Source organism: Streptomyces sp. BHT-5-2 (assembly GCF_019774615.1).
Lineage (GTDB): Bacteria > Actinomycetota > Actinomycetes > Streptomycetales > Streptomycetaceae > Streptomyces.
The window spans coordinates 395,061-415,080 of sequence record NZ_CP081497.1 but is presented as its reverse complement, the minus strand read 5'-3'; the positions used below and the strand labels follow the sequence as shown (position 1 = coordinate 415,080).

19 protein-coding genes are annotated in these 20,020 nt (G+C 71.4%); 6 read left to right on the top strand and 13 right to left on the bottom strand.

Annotation, left to right across the window (positions count from 1 at the left end):
* Positions 1-490: 490 nt before the first annotated feature.
* Complete coding sequence (locus tag K2224_RS29765) at positions 491-1,504, bottom strand: esterase family protein (protein WP_221910292.1); 1,014 nt, start codon at positions 1,502-1,504, stop codon at positions 491-493.
* A 294-nt stretch (positions 1,505-1,798) separates the two neighbouring features.
* On the opposite strand from K2224_RS29765, the gene K2224_RS29760 reads away from it, so the two are divergent.
* Complete coding sequence (locus K2224_RS29760; protein ID WP_221910291.1) at positions 1,799-3,730, top strand: AAA family ATPase; 1,932 nt, start codon at positions 1,799-1,801, stop codon at positions 3,728-3,730.
* A 145-nt stretch (positions 3,731-3,875) separates the two neighbouring features.
* On the top strand, positions 3,876-4,085 hold the full coding sequence (locus K2224_RS29755; protein WP_221910290.1) for a hypothetical protein: 210 nt from the start codon (positions 3,876-3,878) through the stop codon (positions 4,083-4,085).
* Between the two features lie 188 nt (positions 4,086-4,273).
* On the opposite strand, the gene K2224_RS29750 is transcribed toward K2224_RS29755, so the two are convergent.
* Complete coding sequence (locus K2224_RS29750) at positions 4,274-4,936, bottom strand: DedA family protein (protein ID WP_221910289.1); 663 nt, start codon at positions 4,934-4,936, stop codon at positions 4,274-4,276.
* Positions 4,937-5,359: 423 nt separating this feature from the next.
* The gene (locus K2224_RS29745) at positions 5,360-5,818 is read right to left on the bottom strand and encodes a DUF4442 domain-containing protein (protein WP_221910288.1); all 459 of its coding nucleotides are present in this window, start codon (positions 5,816-5,818) and stop codon (positions 5,360-5,362) included.
* A gap of 328 nt (positions 5,819-6,146) precedes the next feature.
* Here K2224_RS29745 and K2224_RS29740 point away from each other — a divergent pair, with 328 nt between their 5' ends.
* Positions 6,147-7,484, top strand: a complete 1,338-nt coding sequence (locus K2224_RS29740; RefSeq protein ID WP_221910287.1) for an MFS transporter — start codon at positions 6,147-6,149, stop codon at positions 7,482-7,484.
* Positions 7,485-7,831: 347 nt separating this feature from the next.
* On the opposite strand, the gene K2224_RS29735 is transcribed toward K2224_RS29740, so the two are convergent.
* The 3 genes from K2224_RS29735 to K2224_RS29725 form a co-directional block, all read right to left on the bottom strand.
* Positions 7,832-8,755 carry a spermidine synthase gene (locus K2224_RS29735; protein WP_221910286.1) on the bottom strand — a complete coding sequence of 308 codons (924 nt, stop codon included), beginning with the start codon at positions 8,753-8,755 and terminating at the stop codon, positions 7,832-7,834.
* A 413-nt stretch (positions 8,756-9,168) separates the two neighbouring features.
* On the bottom strand, positions 9,169-10,344 hold the full coding sequence (gene tuf / locus K2224_RS29730) for an elongation factor Tu (RefSeq protein ID WP_221910285.1): 1,176 nt from the start codon (positions 10,342-10,344) through the stop codon (positions 9,169-9,171).
* Positions 10,345-10,504: 160 nt separating this feature from the next.
* The gene (locus K2224_RS29725; protein ID WP_221910284.1) at positions 10,505-10,660 is read right to left on the bottom strand and encodes a hypothetical protein; all 156 of its coding nucleotides are present in this window, start codon (positions 10,658-10,660) and stop codon (positions 10,505-10,507) included.
* Between the two features lie 235 nt (positions 10,661-10,895).
* On the opposite strand from K2224_RS29725, the gene K2224_RS29720 reads away from it, so the two are divergent.
* Positions 10,896-11,597, top strand: coding sequence for a TVP38/TMEM64 family protein (locus K2224_RS29720; RefSeq protein ID WP_221910283.1), 702 nt, complete (start codon positions 10,896-10,898; stop codon positions 11,595-11,597).
* A gap of 171 nt (positions 11,598-11,768) precedes the next feature.
* Here the strand turns inward: K2224_RS29720 and K2224_RS29715 are convergent, their stop codons facing one another.
* The 6 genes from K2224_RS29715 to K2224_RS29690 form a co-directional block, all read right to left on the bottom strand.
* On the bottom strand, positions 11,769-12,458 hold the full coding sequence (locus tag K2224_RS29715; protein WP_221910282.1) for a pyridoxamine 5'-phosphate oxidase family protein: 690 nt from the start codon (positions 12,456-12,458) through the stop codon (positions 11,769-11,771).
* A gap of 199 nt (positions 12,459-12,657) precedes the next feature.
* Positions 12,658-13,344 (bottom strand): hypothetical protein, encoded by a 687-nt coding sequence (locus K2224_RS29710; protein WP_260693558.1) that lies wholly within the window; start codon positions 13,342-13,344, stop codon positions 12,658-12,660.
* 420 nt (positions 13,345-13,764) lie between these two features.
* Positions 13,765-14,742, bottom strand: a complete 978-nt coding sequence (locus K2224_RS29705) for an SCO6745 family protein (RefSeq protein WP_260693557.1) — start codon at positions 14,740-14,742, stop codon at positions 13,765-13,767.
* A gap of 351 nt (positions 14,743-15,093) precedes the next feature.
* Positions 15,094-15,318, bottom strand: a complete 225-nt coding sequence (locus K2224_RS29700) for a hypothetical protein (RefSeq protein WP_221910281.1) — start codon at positions 15,316-15,318, stop codon at positions 15,094-15,096.
* Between the two features lie 2 nt (positions 15,319-15,320).
* Positions 15,321-15,608 (bottom strand): DUF6400 family protein, encoded by a 288-nt coding sequence (locus tag K2224_RS29695; protein WP_221910280.1) that lies wholly within the window; start codon positions 15,606-15,608, stop codon positions 15,321-15,323.
* Positions 15,609-15,891: 283 nt separating this feature from the next.
* Entirely contained in the window at positions 15,892-17,148 is a 1,257-nt protein-coding gene (locus tag K2224_RS29690) for a PP2C family protein-serine/threonine phosphatase (protein WP_221910279.1), read from the bottom strand.
* 428 nt (positions 17,149-17,576) lie between these two features.
* Here K2224_RS29690 and K2224_RS29685 point away from each other — a divergent pair, with 428 nt between their 5' ends.
* Positions 17,577-18,779, top strand: a complete 1,203-nt coding sequence (locus K2224_RS29685; RefSeq protein ID WP_221909414.1) for an IS110 family transposase — start codon at positions 17,577-17,579, stop codon at positions 18,777-18,779.
* A 32-nt stretch (positions 18,780-18,811) separates the two neighbouring features.
* Here the strand turns inward: K2224_RS29685 and K2224_RS29680 are convergent, their stop codons facing one another.
* Entirely contained in the window at positions 18,812-19,222 is a 411-nt protein-coding gene (locus K2224_RS29680; protein WP_221910278.1) for an organic hydroperoxide resistance protein, read from the bottom strand.
* A 174-nt stretch (positions 19,223-19,396) separates the two neighbouring features.
* Between K2224_RS29680 and K2224_RS29675 the strand changes: the two genes are divergently transcribed.
* Positions 19,397-19,849: a MarR family winged helix-turn-helix transcriptional regulator gene (locus K2224_RS29675; RefSeq protein WP_221910277.1), complete on the top strand. Its 453-nt coding sequence runs from the start codon at positions 19,397-19,399 to the stop codon at positions 19,847-19,849.
* Positions 19,850-20,020: the final 171 nt, after the last annotated feature.

Sequence of the window (20,020 nt, the reverse complement as noted above, 5' to 3'; positions counted from 1 at the left end):
GTGCGATGATCTTAGCATCACGCCATCGACTCAAGTCCAACAGCGATCCGTAACGTTCTGGCACCTGACGAGGATTCAACAAAGGCCCCCTATGGGGCCATTGGCTCCCGACACGGCTCCGGGACGCAAGGAGTCGAGCCGCTTCCTGACGACCCGCTAGCACTCCGAACTGCGCGGTATCGAACGCAACGCACCGCGAATCCGCAGGCCGGATCGGTGGCACCCGGTGCCACCCAGATCGGTCACCCCACCACCGCACACCGGAAGAGGCCCCGTACCCCACGCCGCCGACCGGCGTTCGGCAGCGTCAACAGACCGCGTCCGGCGCCCTTTCGGCCACGCGCGGCCCCGTTCCCGGCCGGTCGATCACGGCACACCAGAGGCCGACGGCAGCACGAGATTGTCCGATACCCGCCGCCGGCTCCCCACCGGCCACCGCCACCGGGCGGGCGTCGCACCGCCCGCCCGCGGCCGACCGGCCGACGACCCGTCAGACCGACGGCGCCGACACCGGCCCCTGCATCTGCTCGCTGATCCAGTGCAGCGACTCGGGCATCCGCTTGATGTAGGTGTGCCCGCTGTGCACACCATCCGGTATTTCGAAGAGAGTGGAGTGGATCGGCCCACGGGCCCCGTCGGTGTACCCGCTGACGAACCGCTTCACGTCGGGCACCGCGTCCTCCTTGCTGCCGAGCTCGAAGGCCAGGTAGACCTGCGGTCCGCCGCGCGCCGTCAACTGCCGCGCCAGATGCCGCGGGTCGTTGGCGAGCTTCGCCGCCTGATGCCCCTTCCACAGCGGCGAGTCCGGAGCCGTGTCGGGACCGTTGACGATCGCCGCCTTGAACCGCTGCGGCTCCTTGAGCACCGCCTTCAGCGCCGCGAACCCGCCCGACGACGAGCCCATGAAGCCCCAGCCGTCCCGCGACGCATACGTACGGAAGTTGGCCCGGGCGAACGCCGGCACGTCCCTGGTCAGCCAGCTCCCCATCCTGGGCTGCCCCGGGATGTCGCTGCCGTCGTAGTAGGTCTTGCGGGGGTTGAGCACCGGCATCACGAGGATGAACGGCAGCGTCTTGCCCTCCTTGGACCACTCCGCGAGCCGCTCCTCCAGCGCGAACGGCGCATCCGCCCAGTAGTTGGACGGGTACCCCCAGGCCCCGGGCAGCGCGATCAGCACCGGGAAGCCGCTCCGGGCGTACTTGGCCTGGTTGTACTGCGGCGGCACCCAGGCCCAGATGTCGCCGGTGTAGCCGGACGCCCGACCGTGCCACCTGGTGTGCACCACCTGGGTGCCGTCGTCGCCCGTCGTGCGGTACGGGGTGAACACCGAGCGCGGCCCCTGCGGCATCACGGTCCGCGGCCGGCCGTTGAGCGCGTCCGCGGCGTGGGCCCGCAGGCGCGGCACGTTCGAGGCGTCCACCACGTCCTGCTGCGGCCCGCCGCACCCGGCCAGCAGCCCCAGGGCCACCACACTCACCGCAGCTCGGACGCGCACGGACTTCATCGGAACGATCTCCTCAGGCACTTGGGGCCGGCGGGACATCACAGTGCCACCGCGAAACCGGTCGAAAGCCATCACTCTAAGTTCGGTCCCCCGGCTGCCGTACGCCGCCCCCGCCTTCGTGACCTGGGGTTTACCGTTCTGTATCAGCACCAAGACGAAACGCCACGTCAAAGCCGCCGAGCGGGTTTCCCCCTAACGGTGAACCCCGTCCGCTGTTTACCCGGCGGCCGGTTCTGGCATCGTGGGTCGCTCCTAGGGAAGTGCGCGGCACTGTGCCGTGGTTGGGGATGACCGATGACCGCGTGGGCCGATGACGGGCCGCTGCCCGGCGTAGTGGGGCGGGCCGCCGAGCACGAGCAGCTGGCCGGGCTGCTGGACCAGGCCGCGCCGGTCACGCTGACCGGACCGGCCGGAGTGGGCAAGAGCCTGCTGGCCCGGGCCGTCCTGGAGGAACACACCGCCGACCGGCCCGGCGCCGTCCTCCGGATCACCTGCTGGGACGGGCTGACCGCGGACGACCTGCCCGGCGCCCTCCTCCGCACCGCCGGCCTCCCCTCCCCGAGCACCGTCGAGGACCTCGCCGGGCACTGCCGCACCCGGCGCATGATCCTGCTCCTCGACGACTGCGACCCGCTGCTCGACGCCTGCGCGGCGCTGGTCCGGCGGCTGCTGCGGACCGAACCGGCCCTGCGGATCGTCGCCACCGCCCGCCGCCCGCTGGGACTCCCCGGGGAACGGGTCCTCGCCCTCGCCCCGCTGCCGGTGACCCTCGGCGAGGGCATCGCCGGACCGGCCGTCGAACTCCTGGCGGCGCGCACCGGTCCCGCCGCCCCGGAACTGCTGGTCGCGGTCTGCCGGGCCCTGGAGGGCTGCCCGCTCGCCATCGGTCTGGCCGCCCGGCAGCTGGACCGGATGACCTTGTCCCAACTGGCCGCCCGGCTGGACCTGGAAGGCTCCCTGCACTACTTCGGCCCCTCCCTCACCACCCGTCACACCTCGTTGCACGCCGCGCACGCCGCCGGCTACGCCCTCTGCTCCCCGCTCGACCGCCGGGTCTGGGCTCGCCTCTCGGTCCTCCCCGGGGACTTCGACCCCTGGCTCGCGGGGTGCGTCTGTACCAGCAGTGACGTTCCTGCATCCGCCGTCGACGCCGCGCTGGAGCGCCTGCGCGCCGCCTCCGTCCTGGAATGCGTACGGGACGCCGACGTCGCCTCCGGCTCCGGGACCGGGCTGCCGCCCCGCTACCGGCTGCCGCGCGCCGCCCGGGACTTCGGCCGGGACCGGCTGCGCGAGACCGGCGACGAGGCCGGGGCGCTGCGCCGCTTCCGGCAGGCGTGCGCGGCCCTCGCCGCCGAGGCCCAGATCACCTGGCAGGGCACCGGCCAGCAGCTCGCGGTCCGCCTCGTCGAGGACGAGCAGCACCACCTCGACGCGGCGCTGACCCGGCCCCCGCTGGACGCCGAGGACGCGCTCGGCGCCCTGGAGATCGCGGTCTCACTGTGGTTCCAGTGGGCGGCCTGCGGCTTCCGCCGCGAGGGCCGCGCCCACCTGGACCGGCTGCTGGCCCTCGCCCAGGAAGACACCGCGCTGCGGGCCCGCGCCCTGTGGCTGGCCGGCTACCTCGCCGCCCAGGAGAACGCCCCCGCCGACGCGGAACCCCTCCTCGCCCAGGCATGGAAGGCCGCCGTGATGCACGCGGACACCGACGGCCTGGCCCGTATCGCGCACGCCCACGCCGTGCTGGCGCTCTACCGCGAGGACACCACGACCGCCGTGGTCTGCCTGGAGGAGGCCGCCCGGCACACCTCCCGGGACACGTGGTTCGGCCCCGGGCCCGCCCACAGCTGGGCGCTGCTGGCCATCGCGCTCGCCCCGCTCGACGCCGGCCGCGCCCGGGCCTCGGCCCGCCGCGCCTGGGAATCCCGCCACGCCGACTGCGACTTCTGGCTCCACTCGACGATCCTCTACGCCCACGCGCTCATCGAACGTGCCCACGGCGACCCGGCCGCCGCCCTCCGAGCCTGCCGCAAGGCGCTGGTCGCCAAGAAGCTGGTCGGCGACCCGCTGTTCATCGTGGGCGCCCGCACCATGCTGGCCGCCCTGCGCCGAGGCGTCCGCGCCGACGCCCCCGCCCGCATGCTCGGCGGCGAGGTCCGCTGGTGGCGACGCGGCACTTCCGACTCCCGCGCCCAGCCGTTCTTCTCACGGCTGCGCGCGGAGCCGTGACGCCGGAGCTGTCGGCGGCCCCGGGAATGCGGACGGCCGACAGCGGAGCGCGCGGGGCCTGAGGTGTCACCGGGCCCGGCACCGTACGTGACGCCGCGACTGCGGTCGGGATGCGGAGGCACCCGGTCCGTCGCACCCTGGAGGTATGAAGCGCGCCCCCGTGATCGTGCATCCGCCGTGCACCGGCGGCCGCCGCGTCACGCTCCACGGCCAGGACCTGGGCCGCGCGCGGCGCCCCGGCGACGTGGCGGCGATCCTGCGCCGCGCCGGATTCCCCACCACACGCTTCGTCTGGCACGACACCGGTGTCATCGAATGGCGCGCCGGCGGACCGGACACCTGGCAGATGCCGTAACGACGGCCGGTGGCAAGCGCACGTACAGACAGGCGCACGTACACCGCAGGCAGACACACGTACACCGGCGGCACCCGGCAGACGCATGCCCTGCTCCCCAAACGGCACGAACGAGCGCGGCGCCCCGGATGTCCGCAGGATTGCAGGACGTCCGGGGCGCCGCGCTCGTTCGTGTGTCGCCGGCCGGTTCAGTCGGCCCGGGTGGCAGCGACCGGGGACTTCTCCAGATCCGCCGCCTCGCGCGCCGCCGCGGCCTTCTTCGCCCGGTGCTTCATGAGCAGGAACGATCCGATACCGAACAGCACCGCGGCGGCCAGGCCCCACGTGGAGAAGCGCTTGAGCCAGGGCTCGGCGACGAGGCCGACGGTGTAGATCAACGCCGTCGTGCCGCCGGCCCAGATGATGCCGCCGAGGACGTTGGCGATCAGGAACTTCCAGTACGGCATCTTCAGCACGCCCGCGAGCGGACCGGCGAAGATCCGCAGCAGTGCGATGAACCGGCCGAAGAAGACGGCCCACATGCCCCACTTGTCGAACTTGGCCTCGGCCATGCCCACATGATCCGGCCCGAAGTGCTTGGGGAACTTCCGGCCGGCCCAGGCCAGCAGCGGCTTGCCGCCCTTGCGACCGATCAGGTAGCCGATGGAGTCACCGATGATCGCGCCGGCGGAGGCGCAGGCACCCAGCACATAGGGATTGATGTGGTCCTGGGTCGCGGCCAGGATCGAGGCGCTGACGAGAACGATCTCGCCGGGCAGCGGAATGCCCAGGCTCTCCAGCCCGATGACCAACCCCACGAGGAGGTAGACACTCACGGCGGGTACCGTCTCCAGCCATTCCTGGATGTGCAAGGCCGCTTCCTCCGCTGATGTTGGGCCCCCGTGGGCCGTTGCCCGGTGCCCCGGCACCGATCGGTCGTTCCCAGGCGCGCCGCATCGGCACGCCTGGGAAGCGTACTCGATCGGGTCATCCCGACGACGATTCCCGGTCGCGCGCTGGTGTATCCGCAGCGGACACGGCCACGGGGCGCCCCGCGCCGGTGGGGCGCCCCTCATCAGCGATCGGCACCCGCCGCAACGCCCGACAGCGGAAACCGTGCGGACGGGCAGACACGACAGGCGGCCGGACTGGCGGCCTGCCAGGCAACCGTTGAGGCAGCCAGGCAATGCCGGACAGACGACTGAGGCCGGCAGGAGGCACGGACGGGCAGGCAGCCGCGCTCACCCGTCGCGGCCCTCTCGGCCCTCTGGGCCCTCAGCAGTCGCCGATCGGGATCACTGGTTGGGGCGCAGCGTCCACACGATCGTCATCTCGCCGGTGACCGCGCCGTCCTTGTCGCGGGTGATCTCGACCTTCACCGGGAACTCCGGGCGCCCGCCGGCGTCCAGCTCGGCGACGACCTCGGATATCGGGCGGCCGAGCTCGGCGGTGGCGGTGACCGGGCCCATGGCGAGCTTCTTGTAGCCGATCTCGGCGCCCACCGCGAGCGGCACCGCACGGCCGAGCTGATCACCGAAGGCCGTCATCACGATCGCGCCGCTCGCCGACTCCGCGAGCGTGAACATCGCGCCGGCGTGCGGGCCGCCGACGTGGTTGTGGAAGTCGGGCTGGTCGGCCATGCGGACCACGGCGCGCTCGGGGGTGGTCTCGGTGAACTCGAGGTTCAGGGTGCGGACCATCGGCACGGATGCCGCCATCATGTCGCCGATCGACGGCAGGGACTCTGAGGACATGCCACCATGTTACCTATCAGTAGCTTAGCTGTGAAGAGGCCGCCCACGCTCTCTGCGCTCCTCCGCCCCCGGCTCCCCAAACCCTGCCGGAAATCCAGGTGTTGACCTCCCCCACCCCCATATCGTCAACGCCCATGACACAACGGAACCGAACCCGACGCCCCTCCCGCACCCCCGATCCACTGGAGACAACCCCAGGAACACAACGAACACGTCCACCCTTGAAAGCGCCGGCCCTGAGAGCACCGTTGCCCGGAGCACCGTCCCCGGGAGCGTGGTTCCCCGAAGCGCCCACCCCGGAAGCACCGAACCGACCGGGCCTCCACTGATGGCGGCCCGCCTGCTGACGGCCCGCCCAACCTGGGCGGGCCAGAACTTCGCCCTCCTCAGCGCCGCCACCGTCATCGCCGGACTCGGCAGCAACGGTGCGCTGATCGCCACCGCGTTCGCGGTTCTCGACGCGGGCGGCTCGGCCACCGACGTCGGGCTGGTCTCCGCCGCCCGTATGGTGCCGCTCGTCGTCTTCCTGCTGGTCGGAGGCGCGGTCGCGGACCGGCTCCCCCGGCACCGGGTGATGGTCGCGGCGAACACCGTCAACTGCCTCTCCCAGGGCCTGTTCGCACTCCTGGTCCTGTCCGGCACGGCGCACCTCTGGCAGATGGCGCTGCTGGCGGCGATCGGCGGCACCGGGCAGGCGTTCTTCGCCCCGGCCTCCGAGGGCATGGTGCTGGCGAGCGTCTCCGGAGAGCAGGCGGGGCGGGCCTTCGCCGTGTTCCGGATCGCGGTGAACGGCGCGAGCATCGGCGGTTCGGCACTCGGCGGCGCCCTGGTCGCGGTCATCGGACCGGGGTGGGTGCTGGCGATCGACTCCGCCGCCTTCGCGCTCGCCGGGGCCCTGCGCGCCTTCCTCGACGTGAGCGGCATCCCGGAGCGCGCTCCCAGCGGCGGGATCCGCGACGACCTCCGGGACGGCTGGCGGGAGGTGGTGTCCCGGCCGTGGCTGTGGGCGATCGTCGCGCAGTTCTCCATCGTCAACGCGGTGGTCGTCGCCGTGCAGTCGGTCTACGGGCCGCTGGTCGCCGAGGAGCACCTGGGCGGCGCCGGCCCCTGGGGCCTCGCACTGGCCGCCTTCGGCGCCGGAACCGCGATCGGCGCCCTCCTGATGACCCGCCTCAAACCGCGCCGCCTCCTGCTGACCGGCACCCTCTGCGTCTTCCCGTTCGCCCTCCCGTCCGCCGCACTCGCCATACCGGTACCGGTCGGCTGGCTCGCGGCGATCCTGTTCGCCGCCGGGATGTCGATCGAGGTCTTCTCGGTGACCTGGATGGTGGCCCTCCATCAGGAGATCCCCGAGGAGAAGTTCTCCCGGGTCTCCTCCTACGACTGGCTCGGTTCGCTGGCGATGGTCCCCGTGACCACCGCACTCGCCGGCCCCACCCAGGACCTCATCGGCCGCCCTGCCGCCCTATGGGCCAGCGCCTGCCTGATCGTGCTCCTCACCGCCGCCGTCCTCTGTGTCCCCGACGTCCGCAACCTCACCCACCGCCCGCCCAAACCCACCGTCACCGCCTCACCCACCACCTCCCCTCCCCCACCACTTCCTCCGACCGGCCCCACCAGCCCAAACACCAGCCACACAACGGAGGGAACAAATAACTCTCCGTAATCGTTGCCGTAAAAGAAGTAAGGAAGCGGCCCCGGCAAAGGCAGAAGGCGGCACCCCGGCACAGGCGCCGCCCCGCCCAGCCCCGACCACTCAGCCCCTTGCCCAGTCCCGACACCGACGAAGAAGACACACAGGAAGAGAAGACACACAGGAAGAAGAGACACAGCGAGAGACAACGGAGCAACAAGGGAAAGGAAGGACGAGAGGAGGTGAGGTGACAGGAAAGGACGAGGGGCGGGCGGCCGACCTCACACCGAGCGCCCCCAAGCAGCAGCCAACCACCAACCCGCTGGATCGGCCACAACCGCCAACCACCTGCCACCAGCCGACCACCCACCCCCAACCGCCTAGCCGACGCTGAAAGCACCGTCCGGAGGCGTAGGAGAGGGGAGCGCCTGACCATCGGGCACGGGACGCGCATCGGCGATCAGACGTCGCAGGGCCGAGCCGTGTTCCACACGAGCAGGGAAGGCGTCGCCGGCAGCGCGTCGGGCCAGGGCGGCGATCGGAAGCTCCGTGTGCGAGGCGAGCAGCACGGCGTTGCCGAAGCGGCGACCTCGCAGCACCGACGGTTCCGCGATCAGGGCGAGGTGGGCGAACACCTCGGCGAAGTTGGCGAGTTGGCTGCGCAGGAAGTCGAACGGAGCACTGTCGGCCAGGTTGGCGGCGTAGCAGCCACGGGGGCGCAGCGCGCGGGCGGCGGCGCGCGCGTACTCGATCGAGGTCAGTTGCGCAGGCACCCGTGAGCCTGTGAAGACGTCCGCCACGATCACGTCCACGCCCGCCTCCGGCGCCGCCTCCAGCGCTGCTCGGGCGTCCTGCGCGTGCAGCGTGATACCGGAGTCGCAATCGTCCGGGTCGCAATCGTCCGGCTCGGAGTCGTCCGGGAGCGGCAGGTGCTCCGTAACCAGGTCGAGCAGGCCACGGTCGGAGTCGATCACGTCCTGGCCGGAGCGCGGGCGGGTCGCCGCCACGTATCGCGGCAGGGTCAGCGCGCCACCGCCCAGGTGCAGCACGTCCAGCGGCTGTCCCTCGGGCGCGGCCTCGTCCAGGACGTGTGCGAGCCGGCGGACATACTCGAACTCCAGGTGCGTCGGGTCGTCGAGGTCGACGTACGACTGCGGCGCGCCGTCCACGGTGAGCAGCCATGCGCGAGGACGGTCGATGTCCGGGAGGAGTTTGGCGGTCCCGTGATCGACGATGCGGGTGACGGGGACCGGGTCCTCGGCTGCGGGGACCGGGCCCTCGGCGGCGGGTGATTCTTGGTGCACGCTGCCATTGTGACGGGCGGGCCTGCCACCGCGGCGGGCGGGCGCCGCGGCGGGCGGGGTGCACCATGTCCCAGCGCAGGGCACGCCCTGGGGACCGGGAGCCGATCACGTGGACGGGTGGACGGGTGGACGGGGAGCCGATTTCAGGTTCGGCGGGCGATGGGATACCCGCGTTCGGCAATCGGCCATGGGGCGATCAGACCGTCCAAGGGGGCATGGGGCCATGGAGCCATGGAGCCATCGTGTGCCGAACTGTGGTCGCGCGCCCGTGTGTGGTGGTTCGGTGCGGCCAGTTCTCGTGCGGCCAGTTCTCGGGGTGATCGAGAACTGGCCGCGTTGTCCGAGAACTGGCCGCATCGTCGCCGCGCGATCGGTGTCGTCAACGGGCGAGCGGGCGGTCGGTCGGTGTGCGGTCAGGCTTCCGTGGTGCGGATTGTGCCTGCGCCGACGGTGCGGCCGCCCTCGCGGATGGCGAAGCCGAGGCCGGGCTCCAGCGGGACCGCACGGCCCAGTTCGACCGTGATCCTCACCGTCTCGCCGGGACGGGCGACCGCCCGCTCGCCGAGGTCGATGGCGCCGACCACGTCCGCGGTGCGGAGGTAGAACTGCGGCCGGTAGCCGGTGGTCAACGGCGTGCGCCGACCGCCCTCATCAGTGGAGAGCACGTACATCTCGGCCGTGAAGCGCCGTCGCGGCGTGACGCTGCCGGGCGCCGCGACCACATCGCCCCGGCGCACCTGCTCGCGGTGCAGCCCGCGCAGCAGCAACGCAACGCTGTCCCCGGCCTCGGCGGACTCCATCGGCTTGCCGAAGGTCTCCACCCCGGTGACGACGGTGGTCAGCGTCTCCGCGCCGAGCACCGCCACCTGGTCGCCGCAGCGCACCGTGCCGCGTTCGACGGCTCCGGTGACGACGGTTCCGCGTCCGGTGATGGTCAGGACGTTCTCCACGGACAGCAGGAACGGCGCGTCCACATAGCGTTCCGGCACCGGGACGAAGGTGTCCACCGCGTCCAGCAGGGCGCCGATCGCCTCCGTCCACCGCGGGTCGCCCTCCAGGGCGCGGAGCCCGGAGACCCGGACGACGGGCAGGTGCTCTCCGTCGTAACCGTGGGCGGTGAGCAGTTCGCGCACCTCCAGCTCCACCAGGTCGGTGAGCTCGGGGTCGCCCGCGTCGGCCTTGTTGAGCGCGACGACGATGTGCCGGACGCCGACTTGCTTGGCGAGCAGGACGTGTTCGGCGGTCTGCGGCATGATCCCGTCGAGCGCGGAGACGACGAGGATCGCGCCGTCGAGCTGGTTCGCGCCGGTGACCATGTTCTTGATGAAGTCGGCGTGGCCGGGCATGTCGACGTGGGCGTAGTGCCGGGTCCCGGTCTCGTACTCGACGTGCGCGATGTTGATGGTGATGCCGCGGGCGGCCTCCTCGGGAGCCCGGTCGATGCGGTCGAACGGCACGAACGTGCCGCTGCCCCGGTCGCTGAGCACCTTGGTGATGGCGGCGGTGAGTGTGGTCTTGCCGTGGTCGACGTGGCCCATGGTGCCGATGTTCAGATGCGGCTTGGTCCGGACGTATGCCGTCTTGGGCATGGTGTGCTTCCTCGCAGGAATGCATTCGAGAATTCTGAATTCCGGAACGCGGAAATGCGGGAATTCTGGAACGCGGTGATGACGGCGATGTGGCGCCGTGGGGACCCCTGGCCTGCCCCGACCCTCCCCCTGCGGGGTCCGCCGGACGATCCGGAGAGGGTCAGCTTCGCGCGCCGCCTGCCGCGACGGCGGCCTGGAGGGCCGCGGCGACGGGAGCAGTGGTGACTGCGGCGAGGAATGCGGCGGCAGCCTTCGGCGCGTCCGCGACGGTCGGTGCGACCGCGGACGGCATCGAAAGGAAGGTGTGCCGGAACATGCGTCATATGGTGCCGGGATGCCGTCCCGGCGTCGAACGAATTACGGGCGTGGGGTCTTTCCGCCCCGCCGCGCGCCGCGCCTCGTCCCGGTCGGCGGTGTCGGTCGGAGGCGTCGGCCGGAGGCGTCGGCTCTCTGTGCGGGCTCCCCGACGAAGTATTGGTTCGCGGTGTCGGTTTGCGGCGTTGCGGCCCGTATTCCGGCGACGCGCCGCACGCGTCGGATACGCTCCCCGGATGCCCGCCTCCGCCGCAACGCCCGACGGCCTCGCCGCGCGCTGCACGCGTGCGTTGTTCTCCCCCTGGTCGCGGCTGGCCCTGCTGTTTCTGCTGCTGGCCTGCGCCGCGGCCGCGATGCTGCTGTGGCACCCGCAGCGTTTGCTGGCGGGCGACTGGCCCGCCCAGTTGACGGGGCCGGCCGCGCTGGCGGTCTTCGCCCTCGCGTACGGCGTGTGCACCACCGCCTTCGCCCCGCGGCCGGTCCTGAACATCGCCGCGGGTGCGCTCTTCGGAAGTCAGTCGGGGCTGGTCACCGCGCTTGCCGGGACGGTTCTGGGGGCCGGGTTGGCCTTCGGGCTCGGTCGACTGCTGGGGCAGGACGCGCTGCGGCCGCTGCTGCGCGCCCGTTGGCTGGCCGCTGCCGACCGGCAGTTGAGCGAGCACGGGTTCCGTTCGATGCTGACGATCCGGCTGCTCCCCGGGCTGCCGTTCGCCGCCACGAACTACTCCGCGGCCGTGTCCCGTATGCGCTGGTGCCCGTTCCTGTTGGCCACGGCCCTGGGGAGCGTCCCCAATACGGCGGCCTACGCAGTGGCGGGTGCCCGGGCGTCGGCGCCCACGTCGCCTGCGTTCCTGCTGTCCATGGGCTTCATCGCGGTCAGCGGGCTGATGGCGGTGGCTTTCGCCTGGTACAAGCGGAAGGCGCTGCGCGGAGGTTGATCGTCAGGGACGGGTCATCCTCGCGCCCGGGGTGAGGTCCGGAGGCGCTTACGGACCGGACCGTTCCCAGGCAGTCCCAGCCGATCACAACTGATCACAGCCTGGCCGCCCCCCGGACTCAGGCCCATACCGCTGTACAGCTCACGGCAGCACGGCCGTAGCGCCACAGGGCTACGACGAGGCAGGTGTTCCCTCGCGTGCCGCGATGTGGGCCGGAAGCCGCGTCTCCGTGTCGAGGACGGGGTCCGGTTCCGGCGTGCCCCATGCGGTGTGGAGGGGCAGGACACCGGCCCACAGGCCGAGTTCGGCGTCCGGGCCGTCGCCGTCGTCCGGGGCGCCGGTCCTGATCTTCACCGATGCCTCGTCGAGGGAGAGGGCGAGCAGCGCGGTGGCGGCCAGTTCCTTGCGATTGGGCCGTCGGGCGTATTCCCACTGGCCGGGGGCGGACTGTTCGGTGAGGCAGCGCAGTCCGGCCAGTTTCTCCTCGTCGTCGGTGACGGGGCGGGGCACGCCGTAGATCATGGCGCTGCGGTAGTTGACGCCGTGTTCGAAGACCGAGCGGGCCAGCACGAGGCCGTCGACGTGGGTGACGGTAACGCAGACGTCGGCCCCCGGGGAGGAGACGAGGCTGCGGCTGGCAACCGAGCCGTGGAAGTAGAGGGTCGTGCCGTCCGAGCCGTAGACGGTCGGGACGACGCGTACGGCGCCGTCGACGGTCACTCCGAGGTGGCAGACGAAGCCGGCCGCCAGGATGGCGTCGAGTTCGTCGCGGTCGAGGCTGCCCTGCTGGCGGAGCCGGCGGTGTCGGGTGCGGTCGGTTTCGGTCAGGGTGCGGCCGGGGGCGGGTATGGACGTGGCCATGGCTGGTGCCTGTCTACCTGTCTGCTCGGGGTTGCCGTGCTGCGGGATCGGTCGCGCACGACCGGGAGGCGGGCTGGGTACGCGAGCGGGCAGCCCAGCGGGACTTCCCGTCAGAGTAACGACTTCACAATATTCCGGCCAGATAGTTCACTGAATTCGTTGCGAATGACTTACGTGACAACTGATTCCGTGGGAGTCTTCAGGAGCTGAGGTGATATTGAGCCCATGGCTGGTGGGATGCCGCTGCGGGGTCCTCGTGGGAGGGAGCGATCGAGCCCCAGGGGGCGAGGGCACTGTCCCAGTCGGAGGTGAAGGAGGAGACATCGGTAACGGGTTGTTCGGTGGGGGGCATGGCTCCCGTGTGCCAGCCGGACGCCATGTGCTGGGCAGCCGCCCCGTTCCATGTCGCCGACTGCTGGGCGGGGATGGTGTATTCGGACTCCTGGCCTTCGCCGGGGCCACGGCGGTGCCGGCCCGCGTAGGTCTCGGTGGGGCCGGGGTAGAAGCGCCCTTGGGCGGAGAGCTGCTGGGCGCGTGCCATCAGGCGCGAGAGGTCGAGGCCGAATTCCACGGCCAGCTCCCTCAGGTCGACGCCGGTCTGCCAACTGCCGATCAGGACCGCGTCCATGGCGGGTGACCAGTGCTCCGGTGCGATGCCGGTGACCGGCGGGCCGGCCTGGCGACTGCCGGCCAAGAGGGAGGGGTCGGAAGCGGAGTCGATGGGCGGGGACGGATCCTCCGGTTCCTTGGGCGGCATGCGCGGGGCGGAGGAAAGGAGCTCCTCGGCCACGGCGCGGGCGTCGTCCTTGCCCACCGTGCGCCGGGCGACCCGCACTTCTCGTTCGTTGAGCCCGAACAGTCCGGCCACCGCGCCCGTACTGCCCACTGTCAATGCGAACGCCGCCAGGACACGGGAGCGATCGGCCTGCGCCTCGTCAAGTCTGGCCTGCGCTTCCCGGACACGTTCGTCACCACGGCAAAACGCTTCTGCCAGTACAGCGTTGCGGTCCCACAATTCTCTCGGATCCATACTCAGACAACGCCGCTTCCGTCGGAGGTGATCCGATCTGTCGCTGCAAAGCACCCCAAAGCACCCTTCGGACCACCAAATGACAATCACGTCGTAGCGAAGCCGACAATCACGCTGTAACGCAGGGGGTACCCCTCACCGGGGAGAAGTCGGCTGTCAGTGCGGCGCGTTACCTTTTTAATCAGCCGGACGTGCCGAGGCGCGGCGGCTCGTACCGGACGTTCCGACGGGGGAAAGGTGGTACCGGATGCTTCGGTGGCGCGGTGCGGAGTGTTGTTACGGCGTGTCGGGATGTGGCAGGCCGATGGGGTTGGGGAAGGGCAGCACGTCGGCGGCGAGGATACGGCGGACGACGGGGTGCAGCAGTTCCAGAAGGCCGTCGACCTCGGCAACGGCGAGAGGACGGAGGAGCCGGGCGGCCAGGCGGTCGGTCTCCTCTTCGATGTGGGTGCGTTCGCGCAGTCCCGGCGTGGTCGCGTTGCCCTGTGCGTCGAGGAGGTCGCGGGAGCGGAGCCGGTCCGCGGCGGCTGCCCACTCCTCCTCGGTCCAGCCGCGGTCCTCGCGCATGGTGTCCGCGGGCACCCGGCCGCTGGCGGCGGTGAGGACCAGCGCCTCGCAGCCGTCGAGTTCCCGGTCGGCCAGGACGGCCAGATGCGCCTCGCCCCGGAACTCCCTCAGTGCGGTGGTGAGTTGCCACAGCCGTTCCACCGGGTCGGCGTGGTCGCACAGGGCGCGGTTGGCGGCGAAGAGCGGGCGTGCGGTGTCGGGGGCGGCGTCGACGAGCGTCTGGAGGCGGGGCAGCAGTGCGGCGGCGGAGCGGTCCAGGTCGGGGGCGATCGTGCGGAGGGCGTGGGCGGCGCGGGTGCCGCGTTCGTCGAGGACGTGGGCGGGGCTGACGACGCGCCATGCGGCGGGCAGCGCGCGGGCCACCATACCCGGGGCGAAGACGCCGAGGACGGCGGTGGCCGCCGCGGGTTCGACGGCGCCGAGGGGTGCGGTGCGGGCCGCGAAGTAGCCCATCCAGAAGCCCCGGAGGCCGAGGTCCTTGCCCAGGGTCCGGCAGCGGTCGTCGAAGTAGCAGACCGCGTGCACAGGCTCGGTCATCAGCCAGAGCGATCGTGCCCGCTGTGCGGTGGGCGGCTCCATGGTCGACTCCTCGGTGGGCTGGCTGCGGGGGGCGGCGGGCACCGGGAGGACCTGGGCCCCGGGGGCCGGGCGGGTTGCCGGGCCGGGCTCCCCGCCTCGCGCCCTCATGCCTCGCACGCTAGCGCTGTTCGGGCGGAGGCGCAGGGAAGTTGCGGCAGGAGCTGAGGTGCCGGGGCGCCGGGAAGGAGGTGGCGCGACGGGGAGCCGGTGACTACGCGGGGCGCCGGGAGTCGGCGGTTGCCGGCAGGACGGCTCGGGGCGGTGCGTATTGGTGCGTTCGGTGTTCGGTGTTCGGTGGTGATCAGTGATCGGCGTGTTCGGTGACCGGTGTCCGGGGACCGCGCCGCGCAGCAGCATGGCACGGTCGCTGTCGCGGTGGCAGTCGTCGCGGTCGCAGTCGGCGGGTTGGTTTCAGTCGGTGGGGATGACGGTTGCCGCAGTGGTGGTCGACGGCGCGGATCAGGAGCGGTCGCCGGCGCCGAAGCCGGAGTTCCAGGACCAGAGGTGGGTGCAGGTGGGGCACTGGAGGTGGAGCAGGGGGCCCTTGTTGGACAGCAGGTAGCGCCAGTGGTCGCTGCAGGTGCGGCCGTCGCGGCAGGTGCCGCAGTCCTGGTGGTCCTGGCAGCGGGGGCAGGGCACCCAGGCACGGCGGCCGATGTCGGCGGTGGGGTCGATCGGCAGCATGCCTAGTCCTGCTCGGTGGCCGGCAGCACTCCGTCGGCGACCAGTCGGGCGTAGAGGGCCTGCTGGTCGGCGTCGAGGCCCGAGTAGAGGAGCCGCTGCGCCTCCGCCTCGTCCGCCAGCACCGCCACAGGGTCCCAGGTGTCGCCGAGCGCGGCGAGCACTTCGGCCCGGCGTCGGGCTTCGTGGCCGGTGAGGTCGAACTCGAACGTCCCGCGCGTGCCGTCGGCGGAGAGCCCGGTGACACGGGATATGTCGCCTCCGGGGCCGGAGGGGCTGGTGTGGTCGGTCATGCTGCGCTTCCTGTACCACTCGCGGACGATTCGGACGAGTACCCCCGATCGGACGTGTTTAGCAAGCCCGACGGGACTGAGGAAGCGTCAGCCGGAGAGGCCCTCCGGGTGAGCGCCCGAGGAAGGTGCCGGAAGCGCGGAATATCGGGGATGGGGTGGCACGGCCGGGTGGCCGGGCGTGACCGATGTCATGCCCGGCGGGACGCCCGACGGATCGGGGCCGTGATCGCTGCGGATCGGGACCATGATCGCCGGCGCGCTCCCTGGCCGGCGGCCGTGAGACCTACAAGGTGCCCTCCCCCGCATCCGGGTGGTGGGCGGCGTCGCCGGGCGGGAGGCGTCGGATGGCGATGGCTGCGGCGTCGTCGGTGAGGCGGCCGTGGGTGTGGGCGAGGAGGTCTTTGCGGAGTTGCTGGAGGGCGTGGTGGGGGGTGTGGTGGGTCCAGGCGGCGGCGCGTTGGAGGAGGGGATAGAAGGTGCCGTGGGGGTTGCGGGCTTCGGTGACGCCGTCGGTGTACAGGAGGAGGAGGTCGCCGGGGCGGAAGGCGAAGGTCTGGGTGGGGTACTGGGGCGGGGCGGTGAGGTTGCCGAGGCCGAGCGGGAGGGCGGTTTGGTGGGGGGTGAGGGGGTGGGCTCGGCCGTTGCGGAGGAGGAGTGCGGGTGGGTGTCCGCAGTTGATGGTGGTGAGTTCGTCGCGTCGGTCGGGGATGTCGAGGAGCGTGGCGGTGGCGAAGTTCTCCGCACTGCCCCCATCCGAGTCGACATCGGCACCGACACCGAGGCCCGCGCCCGCACCGGCGCCGTCATCGGCGTCGGTACGGGGGCGGCCCGCGCCGCCGGCGCCGTGGCCGGTGTCGGTCGTGGTGTGCCACTGGGTGATGTCCCAGCGGAGGGCGCCGTCGAGGTGGCGGGTGAGGCGGGGGAGGGTGGCCTGGCGGTGGGCGGCGGCGCGGAAGGCGCCGAGGATGAGGGCGGCGTGACTGTAGGCGGGGAGTCCTTTGCCGCGGACGTCGCCGATGATCAGGCGGGTGCTGGCAGTGGTGCGGGCGGCGGCGTAGAAGTCGCCGCCCATTTCCGCCTCCTCTTCGGCGGGGAGGTAGAGGGAGGCGATTTCGAGGTCGGCGGTGCGGGTGGGGAGGGGACGTAGCAGGACCTTCTGGGCGACGGCGGCGACGGAGCGGCTGCGGGAGAGTCGGCGTTCGTTGCGTTCCCGGACGACGGTGTAGACGAAGACCAGTACGGCCACGACGATCAACGCACCGATCTGCGCGGCGAGGTTCTCGGTGAACAGGGCGCCGCGGGCGACGCCGATGCCCACCTGGGCGGCGACCGCCAGCACGCCGATCAGCGCGGTGGGGCCGGGGCCGGCGAGGGCGGCGGTGAGGGCGGGGGCGGCGACCAGGAGCGGGCCCAGGTGGATGTCCGGCGGGGCGAGGACGTCGATCACACAGACCGCGACGATCAGTCCGAGCGGGAGCAGCAGGAGGGCGTGGCTCGGATCCGGCCGTTGGAGCAGGCGGGTCAGCCGTCGAAAGGGCATGCACCATGTTTGCACCGGAGTGCGGTAAATGTCCGGATGGTGCCCTGTGGCCCCGGCAAACCCGTTCCGCCCCCCGACACCTCGGGCGGCCCGTAGCCGGATTCCCCCGGGGGTCGCCATCGGATCACCCCCGCCACCACCGGATCACCCCGCGCCACCACCGGCGAGCCACCCCACTCCCCCGACCCGCCCCCCATTACCTTCTTGGTGGCCCCGCAATGGGGCGCCCGGCCTTCGGAGTTGGCATGACTTTCTCCCCCTGTCGAACGTATGGCCTGGGGGGTGGTGTCACCGGCTCCGGAGGCATCGACAGACCGCTGATTAGGGGCATGACCACCGGCTTGTCCGCAGGTCGGGAGGCTCTTCGTAATGTGGATGTGGCGATCGGTGCCGTGGGACGGCCGGGCGGGAACGACCAGAGGACGCACGTGATCGACGTCAGTGAGATCGGCGCCTTCCTCGGCCTGGACGTCGGCAAGAGCGAACACCACGCCACCGCCGTCACTCCGGCCGGAAGGAAGGCCTTCGACAAGCGGCTGCCCAACAGCGAACCCAAGCTCCGCGACGTGTTCGCCAAGCTGAAAGCCAAGCACGGCACCGTGCTCGTGGTCGTCGACCAGCCCGCCTCCATCGGCGCCCTGCCGCTGGCCGTGGCCCGCGACATGGACTGCCCCGTGGCTTACCTGCCGGGCCTGACGATGCGGCGGATCGCCGACCTCTACCCCGGTGAAGCCAAAACCGACGCCCGCGACGCCTTCATCATCGCGGACGCGGCCCGGTCGATGCCGCACACTCTGCGGGCCGTCGAGCTTGCCGACGAGGCAGTAGCCGAGCTGGAAATGATCGTGGGTTTCGACGACGACCTGGCCGGCGAAGCCACCCGCATCAGCAACAGACTGCGGGGACTGCTGACACAGATCCACCCGTCGCTGGAACGGGTACTGGGACCGCGAATGCAGCACCCAGCCGTGCTCAAGCTGCTCGACCAGTGCGGTTCGCCGGCCCAGGTCCGCAAGGCCGGACGGCGTCGGCTGGTGAACCTGATCCGCCCAAAGGCACCACGGATGGCGGAACGGCTCGTCGATGACATCTTCACCGCCCTGGACGAGCAGACAGTGGTCGTGCCAGGCACGGCCGCGGCCGCATTGATCGTCCCCAGCCTCGCCAGCTCGCTCCAGTCGGTACTTGACCAGCGCAAACTCCTCGCCACAAGGATCGAGGAACTGCTGGAGGCTCACCCTCTTTCCAAGGTCCTGACGTCCATGCCGGGGATCGGCGTCAGGACCGGAGCACGCATCCTCATCGACATCGGCGACGCCAGCAGCTTCCCCAGCGCCGCCCACCTCGCCGCCTACGCCGGCCTCGCCCCGGCAACCCGCAGTTCCGGGTCCTCCATCCGCGGCGAACAGCCATCGCGCAGAGGAAACAAACAGCTCAAACGCGCCTTCTTCCTCTCCGCGTTCGCCGCCCTGGCCGACCCCGTCTCCAGGGCCTACTACGACAAGAAGATCGCCCAGGGAAAACACCACACCCAAGCCCTCCTCTGCCTCGCCAGACGACGAGCCGACGTGCTCTTCGCCATGCTCCGCGACGGCACCTTCTACCAACCCCAACCAGCCCCCACGGGTTGACGAAACCCATAGGGGCACCCCCCCGCGCCCGGCTACTCGACGACCAGCTCGACGTCGATGTTCCCGCGGGTGGCCTTCGAGTAGGGGCAGTACTGGTGGGTGGCCTCGACGAGCTGCCGTCCGGTCTCGCCCGCCAGCGCGTCCGGGAGTTCCACCCGCATCACGACGGCGAGGCCGAAGCCGGTGTCGTCCTTGCCGATCGAGACCTCCGCGGTGACCGAGACGTCCTTGGTGTCGAGCTTCATCTGACGGCCGACGTTGGCCATGGCGCTGGCGAAGCAGGCGGCGTATCCGGCGGCGAAGAGCTGCTCCGGGTTGGTGCCGTTGCCGTTGCCGCCGAGGGCCGGGGGCAGGGCCAGAGCGAGGTCGAGCCGGCCGTCCGAGCTGACGGCCCGGCCCTCGCGGCCGTTGGCGGTGGCGACGGCGGTGTACAGCGCGTCCATGAGGGGTCCCTTCGATTGCGTGTGACGGACGGGGCGGGTCGCGGAGCCCGGCGGCCGTCGGCCGGAGCCGAGGCGGGCCGACCGGAGGACCCGGCCCGCCATCACAGTCGCACGTAATTCAGTTGCACGCAAGTAGATTGTACCCAACTTAATTGGGCGCGTTACCCTGGCCCCATGACCACGCCGCCGGTTTCCGACGCCGAACTGCTCCGCCTCGACCACCAGGTCTGCTTCTCGCTGCACGCCGCCTCGCGCGCGTTCGGGAACGTCTACCGGGACGCCCTCAAGGAGCTGGGGCTGACCTACCCCCAGTACCTGGTCATGCTGGTGCTGTGGGAGCACGGACCGGAGCCCGTCAAGCACATCGGCGAGCGGTTGCGGCTGGATTCCGGGACGCTCTCGCCGCTGCTGAAGCGGCTGGAGGCGGCGGGCCTGGTGCACCGGGAGCGCAGCCCCGAGGACGAACGCTCGGTGATCATCCGGCTCACCGAGTCCGGCACCGAGCTGCGGGAGCGGGCGCTGCCGGTCCCCCGCCGGATGCTGGCCGCCACGGGGCTGACCGTCGACGAACTCCGCATGCTGCGGGGCCTGTTGGGGCGGGTCACCAGCGCGCTCGACGAGGTCTGAGGAGCCGCCGGCGGGCGGGCGCGTCGCCGAGATCGCCTCGCATCCATGGGCTCCCGACCCGTACCTCGCCGCGCCTTCGGGCGTTAGACAGCGAGCTGCCTCCCGCGGCACCGCGCCGCCCCGAAGGGGGCCCTCCCCCGCTCCGGTGCGCCCATCACCCCATTGAGCTAC